Below are 6,420 nucleotides of genomic sequence, written 5' to 3' on the forward strand. Positions count from 1 at the left end.
GGCTTGGGCGGTTCGGCCGTGTCGGCGGCAGGCGTGGCGAGTTTGCCGCGCTTGCCCCTGCCTGTCCGTCCGGCCCCCGCCATCAGGCGCCTATTTCTTGCGCCCGAAATCGATCGAGACGACGTTCGAGCCGTCGGGATCGGTGTCCGGCCCATCGTTCTCCGCGTCCTCGTGCGCTTCGGGCTCGAGCTCGCCGGCCGCGGCCTGGAACTGGAGGCCGAAATCGACCGCCGGATCGACAAAGGCGGTGATCGCGGCGAAGGGGATCGTCAGCTTGGCGGGCACCTGGTTGAAGGTGAGGCTGACCGAGAAGCTCTGCGGCAGGACCTCCAGGTCCCAGAACTTGTTCTGGAGGACGATTGTCATCTCGTCCGGGAACCGTTCGCGCAGGTGCGGCGGGATGGAGACGCCGGGCGCGGCAGTCTTGAAGGTGATATAGAAGTGATGCGCCCCCGGCAGGTTGCCCCCGCCGCTGACGATCGAGCCCAGCACCCGGCCGACAACGGCGCGCAGGGCTTCCTGCACGATCTCGTCGTAGGGGATCAGGCTGTCGGGCGTGTCGGCGTTCATGGCTTGACGGTTGGTGCCGCCGCGCGCCCGCTTGGTCAAGAGGTTTGGCACCTTCCGCGTGTCTCGCGAGATTTGCAGCCCATGCTCCGCATTCGCCGCCCGCTTGTCATGCGGGCGCAGCCGACTATAGCGCGGGGCATGGCCAGCATTACCGCCCGCACCGGCTCGGTTGAGCGAAACACCACCGAGACCAAGATCGCCATCGCCGTCAATCTCGACGGGACCGGCGCCTATGACGTATCGACCGGGATCGGCTTTCTCGATCACATGGTGGAACAGTTCAGCCGCCATTCGCTGATCGACGTGACGATGAAGGTGGAGGGCGACCTCCATGTCGACCAGCACCACACCACCGAGGATTCGGCGATCGCGCTCGGGCAGGCGATCAGCCAGGCGCTGGGCGACAAGGCCGGGATCGGTCGCTACGGCGCGGCCTATTCGCCGATGGACGAGACCTTGTCGCGGGTTGCCCTGGACATTTCCGGGCGGCCCTACCTCGTGTGGAAGGCCAGGTTCACGCAGGAACGCTTGGGCGAATGGGACACCGAGCTGATCGAGCACTGGTTCCACTCGGTTTCGCAGGCGGCGGGGATCACGCTGCACATGGAGCTGCTCTACGGCACCAACAACCACCACATCTGCGAGAGCCTCTACAAGGGTTTTGCGAGGGCGATGCGGCAGGCGGTGGAGCGCGACCCGAGGAAGGGCGGCGCGATTCCGAGCACCAAGGGGCAGCTCGGTGGGTGAAGTCGTTGCCTTGGTCGATTACGGCGCGGGCAATCTCCACTCCGTCCACAACGCGCTGAAGGCGGCGGGCGCGAGCGTCACTGTCACCGCCGATCCCTATGTGGTGCGCGCGGCGGACCGGATCGTGCTCCCCGGCGTCGGCGCCTTCCGCGCCTGTGCCGAGGGGCTGGGCGCGCTACCGGGCATGGTGGAGGCGATGACCGAGCGGGTGCAGGTCGGCGGGGCGCCGTTCCTCGGCATCTGCGTGGGGATGCAATTGCTGGCGGAGCGGGGCCTCGAGTTCGGCGCGCATCCCGGCCTCGGCTGGATCCCGGGCGAGGTGCGGCTGATCCAGCCCACCGACCCCGCGATCAAGGTGCCGCACATGGGCTGGAACGATGTCGCCATGCTACCCCATGCCAAGGACCATGCCGTTATCGAAGAGGGGGAGGCCTATTTCCTCCACTCCTACCACTTCGCCGCAAGCGATCCGCACCATGTCGCCGCGATGACCGACCACGGCGAGGGGTTGGTGGCGGCGGTCGCCCGCGACAACATCATCGGCGTGCAGTTTCACCCGGAGAAGAGCCAGGCCTATGGCCTCGCCACGCTCCGGCGCTTTCTGGAGTGGTATCCGTGATCATCTTCCCCGCCATCGACCTCAAGGGTGGCCAGGTCGTGCGCCTCGCCGAGGGCGACATGGACCGTGCCACGATCTACGGCGATGATCCCGCCGCGCAGGCGCTGATCTTCGCCGAGGCCGGGGCGGAGCACCTCCATGTGGTCGACCTCGACGGCAGCTTTGCGGGCGAAAGCCGCAACCGCGAAGCCGTGGAAGCCATCGTCAAGGCCTTCCCCGGCTATGTGCAACTCGGCGGCGGCATCCGTGATGCCAAGGCCGTGGAGGGCTGGTTCAACCTCGGCGTTGCGCGGGTGGTGATGGGCTCGGCAGCGCTCAAGAACCCCGATTTCGTGCGCGATATGGCGCGCGAATGGGAGAACGGCATCGTTGTCGCGGTCGACGCCAAGGACGGCATGGTGGCTACCGAGGGCTGGGCGGAAGTCTCCGACGTCCCCGTCACCGACCTCGCCCGCCGCTTCGAGGATGCAGGCGTCGCCTCGCTGCTGTTCACCGACATCGGCCGCGATGGCCTGCTGAAAGGCGTGAACATCGAGGCCACCGTGGACCTCGCCCGCCGCGTCGACATTCCGGTGATCGCCAGCGGCGGCGTGAAGGGGCTGGACGACATCCACATCCTCTCGCTCCACGCGCACGAGGGGATCGAGGGGGTGATCACGGGCCGCGCGCTCTATGAAGGCCGGCTCGACCTGGCCGCCGCGATTGCGATGGGCCGAAAGGCCGAGGGGCGGGCGTGAAGACGCTTCTACTGGCCGGCGGGCTCGTCTTCTGTCTGGTGCAACTCTGGTTCGTTGCGCAATCCCTGCGATCCGGGGTTATCGATTGGAGTAGTTTCGGTCGCAAGGTGCGGTCGCCAGGGAACTACGACTTCTGGGCCGTGCTTGCGTTCCACGGGACGATATTGAGCATCATCGCGATCACATGCATCTATTTTCTTCTTTCTGAGATGTTCTCATGACCGTCCGCATCCGTGTCATCCCCTGCCTCGACGTGGCCGATGGCCGCGTGGTCAAGGGCGTCAATTTCGTCGACTTGAAGGACGCGGGCGATCCGGTCGAGCAGGCGCGCGCCTATGACGCTGCCGGAGCGGACGAGCTGTGTTTCCTCGACATCTCCGCCAGCCACGAAGGCCGCGGGACGCTGCTCGACATGGTGCGGCGCACGGCGGAGGTGTGCTTCATGCCGCTGACGGTCGGCGGCGGGGTGCGGAGCGCCGAGGATGCGCGCGCGCTGCTGCTGGCGGGGGCGGACAAGGTCGCGGTCAACTCCGCCGCCGTCGCCCGGCCCGAGCTGGTGGGCGAGATCGCCGCGAAGTTCGGCAGCCAGTGCGTCGTCGCCAGCGTCGACGCGCGCCGGACGCCGCGCGGGAACTGGGAAATCTTTACGCACGGCGGCAGGAAGCCGACGGGGATCGATGCGGTGGAATATGCGATGAAGGTTGCAGACCTCGGCGCGGGCGAATTGCTGGTGACGAGCATGGACGGGGACGGCACCCAGCGCGGCTACGACCTCGCCCTGACCCGCGAGATCGCCGATGCGGTCAGCGTGCCGGTGATCGCCAGCGGCGGGGTGGGGAGCCTCGAGCATCTCGTGGCGGGTGTGACCGAGGGCCACGCCAGCGCGGTGCTCGCCGCGAGCATCTTCCACTTCGGCCACCACACCATCGCCGAGGCCCACGCGGCGCTACGGGCAGCGGGCTTGCCCGCGCGCGGTTGAACATTCGTCATTGCGAGCGTAGCGAAGCAACCCATGGACTGACCGTGCCGCTCGCGGCAACGTCCGACCATGGATTGCCGCGCGCCTGCGGCGCTCGCAATGACGAGAATTGAACACATGTCCGAAACCCTCGCCCGCCTCGAAGCGACCATCGCCCAGCGCCTCACCGCCTCGCCGGAGGAGAGCTATGTGGCGAAGCTCCACCACAAAGGCATCATGAAGATCGCGCAGAAAGTGGGTGAGGAGGCGACCGAGACCGTGATCGCCGCGCTTGTCGGTGACGCGCAGGAACTGGTGGGCGAGGCTGCCGATCTCCTCTTCCACCTGATGGTGCTGCTCGCCGAAAAGGGCGTGCCGCTCGAACAGGTGCTCGCCGAACTCGACCGCCGCGAAGGGCTCTCGGGACTCGTCGAGAAAGCCGCACGCACGGAGTAGAAAATGCCGATCGACCCGACCCTGCCCTATGACGACAACAACATCTTCGCGAAGATCCTGCGCGGGGAAATCCCCTCGCGAAAGGTCTACGAGGACGACCATGCCCTCGCCTTCGAGGATATCAACCCGCAGGCCGAGATCCACACGCTGGTGATCCCCAAGGGCCGCTACGTCAGCTGGGACGACTTTTCGGCAAAAGCCTCCGATGCCGAAATCGCCGGCTTCGTGCGCGCGGTGGGGGAAGTGGCGCGGATGAAGGGGCTGGTCGAGCCCGGCTACCGCCTGCTCGCCAATATCGGCGCGCATGGCGGGCAGGAAGTGCCGCACCTTCACGTCCACATTTTCGGCGGCCAGCCCCTGGGCCCGATGATCGCGCGGCGGTGAACGTTCATCGCGGCTTCACACGGGGCAGGCATGGGATGGCGCGATGACCTCTCCCACTCCCCCCGGCGGCGTCCTCGATGGCGCGCGGCACCTCTATGCGGTGCGCGTCTATTACGAGGACACCGACCTGTCGGGGATCACCTACCACGCCAATTACCTGCGCTGGTTCGAGCGGGCGCGCTCCGATCTCCTGCGGATGCTCGGCATCGACCAGCGTGCCGCGATCGAGCAAGGGGAGGGCGCCTATGCGCTCAGCGAGGTCAATCTGAAATACGTGGCGCCCGCGCGGCTCGATGACGACGTGGTGATCGAAACCCGCTGCACCGAGCTTGGCGCGGCCTCGTGCCGGATGCACCAGATTGCGCGGCGAGGTACGCAAATCCTGTGCGAGGCTAGTTTGCGCGTCGGCTTCATCACGCTAGACGGGCGCCCGCGCCGTCAACCCGCTGCATGGCGCGCCGCCTTTGCCGCCTTCATGAACGAGGACCAGTGACCCCGTGACGTTCGATCTGCTTGCCGCCGCTGCCACCGCTCCGACCCGGCTCGATCCGGTCGAGCTGTTCATCGAGGCCGATATCATCGTGCAGGCGGTGATGGCCGGGCTGATCCTCGCCAGCGTGTGGGTGTGGACGATCATCGTCTCCTTCTCCCTCAGGATCGGGGGGCTGTCGAAGAAATCGCGCGAATACGAAGCCGAGTTCTGGGAACAGCAGAACCGCGAGAGCCTGCTCACCAAGCAGGTGAGAAAGGAAGTGCCCGCCGCACGGATTGCTGCCGCGGGGATCGACGAGTGGCGCAAATCGACCGCCAAGCAGCCGGTCGACCGCGATGCTGCCCGCCAGCGCATCGCGGCGGTGATGGACAGCCAGATCGCCGAGGAAGCCGACGATCTCGCCGGGCGCCTCAATTTCCTCGCCACCGTCGGTTCGGTCGCGCCCTTCGTCGGCCTGTTCGGGACGGTGTGGGGGATCATGGCCTCGTTCTTCCAGATCGGCGCGCAGCAGAGCGCCTCACTGGCGGTGGTGGCCCCCGGCATTGCCGAGGCGCTGTTCGCGACCGCCATCGGCCTGTTCGCCGCGATCCCGGCGGTGATTGCCTACAACCGTTTCGGCAGCGCGGTGGACCGGTATGAGGCGGGGCTCCAGCGGTTCGCCGACAAGCTCCACACGGGGCTGAGCCGGGAATTGGACCGCGCCTGATGGGAATGGGTCTTTCTTCCCGAGGGCGCAAAGGCGGCAAGCGCTCCCGCCGCGCCGCCATGTCGGAGATCAACGTCACGCCGCTGGTCGACGTGATGCTGGTGCTGCTGATCATCTTCATGGTGACGGTGACGCTGCCTGCGGTGGGCGTGCCCGTCGAACTCCCCGAAAGCCGCGCCGCGCCGGTGGAGGAGAAGCCCGACCAGATCACCGTCTCGATCGATGCGGCGGGCACGATCTATATCGAGGATGCGCCCGTGCCCGCCGGGGGGCTTCCCGCCGCGCTCGAGGCGCTGCAACGCGGGGGCGAGTCGCCGCTGGTGGTGCTGCGCGGCGACCGCAGCCTCGATTACGGCAGAGTGATGCAGGTTATGGGCGAGCTGGGCCGCGCAGGCTTCACCTCGATCTCGCTGGTCACCGACGGTTCAGTTAGCGCCCCATAACCGAGGAAATGATGGGAGACATCGCGCTCAGGAACGAAGAGAAGATCGGCCTCGGCGCCGCTGTGCTGCTGCATGGCGCGCTGGTGGGCGTGCTGGCGATGCAGACGATGCGCAGCGAGGTCGAGGTGTTCCCCGAGCGGATCAATGTGAGCCTGACGACCGAGGTGGGGCTGGAGGAGGCCGCGCCCGATCCGGTGAGCGAGAGCCGCATGGCGGCCGCCCCGACGATCGACATCAACCCTGCCCCCGCGCCCGAGGCTGCCAATCCCGAGCCTGCGCCGCGCGCGGCTCCGGTGCCCCCCAAGCC

General features: G+C 67.1%; 11 protein-coding genes and 1 pseudogene. 11 read left to right on the forward strand and 1 reads right to left on the reverse strand.

Going from position 1 to position 6,420, the window contains the following annotated elements:
- Window positions 1–90: 90 nt before the first annotated feature.
- Window positions 91–570, reverse strand: a complete 480-nt coding sequence (locus tag AX708_RS01520) for an SspB family protein (protein WP_066531264.1) — start codon at window positions 568–570, stop codon at window positions 91–93.
- 138 nt (window positions 571–708) lie between these two features.
- Here AX708_RS01520 and hisB point away from each other — a divergent pair, with 138 nt between their 5' ends.
- The 11 genes and pseudogenes from hisB to AX708_RS01575 all read left to right on the forward strand — a co-directional run.
- Window positions 709–1,317 carry an imidazoleglycerol-phosphate dehydratase HisB gene (gene hisB / locus AX708_RS01525; protein ID WP_066531261.1) on the forward strand — a complete coding sequence of 203 codons (609 nt, stop codon included), beginning with the start codon at window positions 709–711 and terminating at the stop codon, window positions 1,315–1,317.
- Window positions 1,310–1,936, forward strand: coding sequence for an imidazole glycerol phosphate synthase subunit HisH (gene hisH, locus AX708_RS01530; RefSeq protein WP_066531259.1), 627 nt, complete (start codon window positions 1,310–1,312; stop codon window positions 1,934–1,936). Before hisB ends, hisH begins: the two co-directional genes overlap by 8 nt.
- Window positions 1,933–2,673, forward strand: coding sequence for a 1-(5-phosphoribosyl)-5-[(5-phosphoribosylamino)methylideneamino]imidazole-4-carboxamide isomerase (hisA, locus tag AX708_RS01535; protein WP_066531257.1), 741 nt, complete (start codon window positions 1,933–1,935; stop codon window positions 2,671–2,673). The genes hisH and hisA overlap by 4 nt, the downstream gene beginning before the upstream one ends.
- A complete protein-coding gene (locus tag AX708_RS01540; RefSeq protein ID WP_066531256.1) occupies window positions 2,670–2,894 on the forward strand; it encodes a hypothetical protein in 225 nt (74 codons plus the stop codon). The genes hisA and AX708_RS01540 overlap by 4 nt, the downstream gene beginning before the upstream one ends.
- Window positions 2,891–3,652, forward strand: a complete 762-nt coding sequence (hisF, locus tag AX708_RS01545; protein WP_066531254.1) for an imidazole glycerol phosphate synthase subunit HisF — start codon at window positions 2,891–2,893, stop codon at window positions 3,650–3,652. The genes AX708_RS01540 and hisF overlap by 4 nt, the downstream gene beginning before the upstream one ends.
- A gap of 117 nt (window positions 3,653–3,769) precedes the next feature.
- Window positions 3,770–4,087 carry a phosphoribosyl-ATP diphosphatase gene (locus tag AX708_RS01550; protein WP_066531251.1) on the forward strand — a complete coding sequence of 106 codons (318 nt, stop codon included), beginning with the start codon at window positions 3,770–3,772 and terminating at the stop codon, window positions 4,085–4,087.
- A 3-nt stretch (window positions 4,088–4,090) separates the two neighbouring features.
- Window positions 4,091–4,471, forward strand: coding sequence for a histidine triad nucleotide-binding protein (locus AX708_RS01555; protein WP_066531250.1), 381 nt, complete (start codon window positions 4,091–4,093; stop codon window positions 4,469–4,471).
- A gap of 43 nt (window positions 4,472–4,514) precedes the next feature.
- Entirely contained in the window at window positions 4,515–4,964 is a 450-nt protein-coding gene (locus AX708_RS01560; RefSeq protein ID WP_066531248.1) for a YbgC/FadM family acyl-CoA thioesterase, read from the forward strand.
- Window positions 4,965–4,968: 4 nt separating this feature from the next.
- Window positions 4,969–5,670: a protein TolQ gene (gene tolQ, locus AX708_RS01565; protein WP_066531246.1), complete on the forward strand. Its 702-nt coding sequence runs from the start codon at window positions 4,969–4,971 to the stop codon at window positions 5,668–5,670.
- Window positions 5,670–6,113, forward strand: coding sequence for a biopolymer transporter ExbD (locus tag AX708_RS01570; RefSeq protein WP_066531244.1), 444 nt, complete (start codon window positions 5,670–5,672; stop codon window positions 6,111–6,113). The genes tolQ and AX708_RS01570 overlap by 1 nt, the downstream gene beginning before the upstream one ends.
- Before the next feature lie 8 nt (window positions 6,114–6,121).
- A pseudogene (locus AX708_RS01575) lies at window positions 6,122–6,420 on the forward strand (energy transducer TonB); the annotation flags it as partial.

Origin of the sequence: Erythrobacter sp. CCH5-A1, assembly GCF_001557115.1 — a bacterium.
Taxonomy (GTDB): Bacteria; Pseudomonadota; Alphaproteobacteria; order Sphingomonadales; family Sphingomonadaceae; genus Erythrobacter.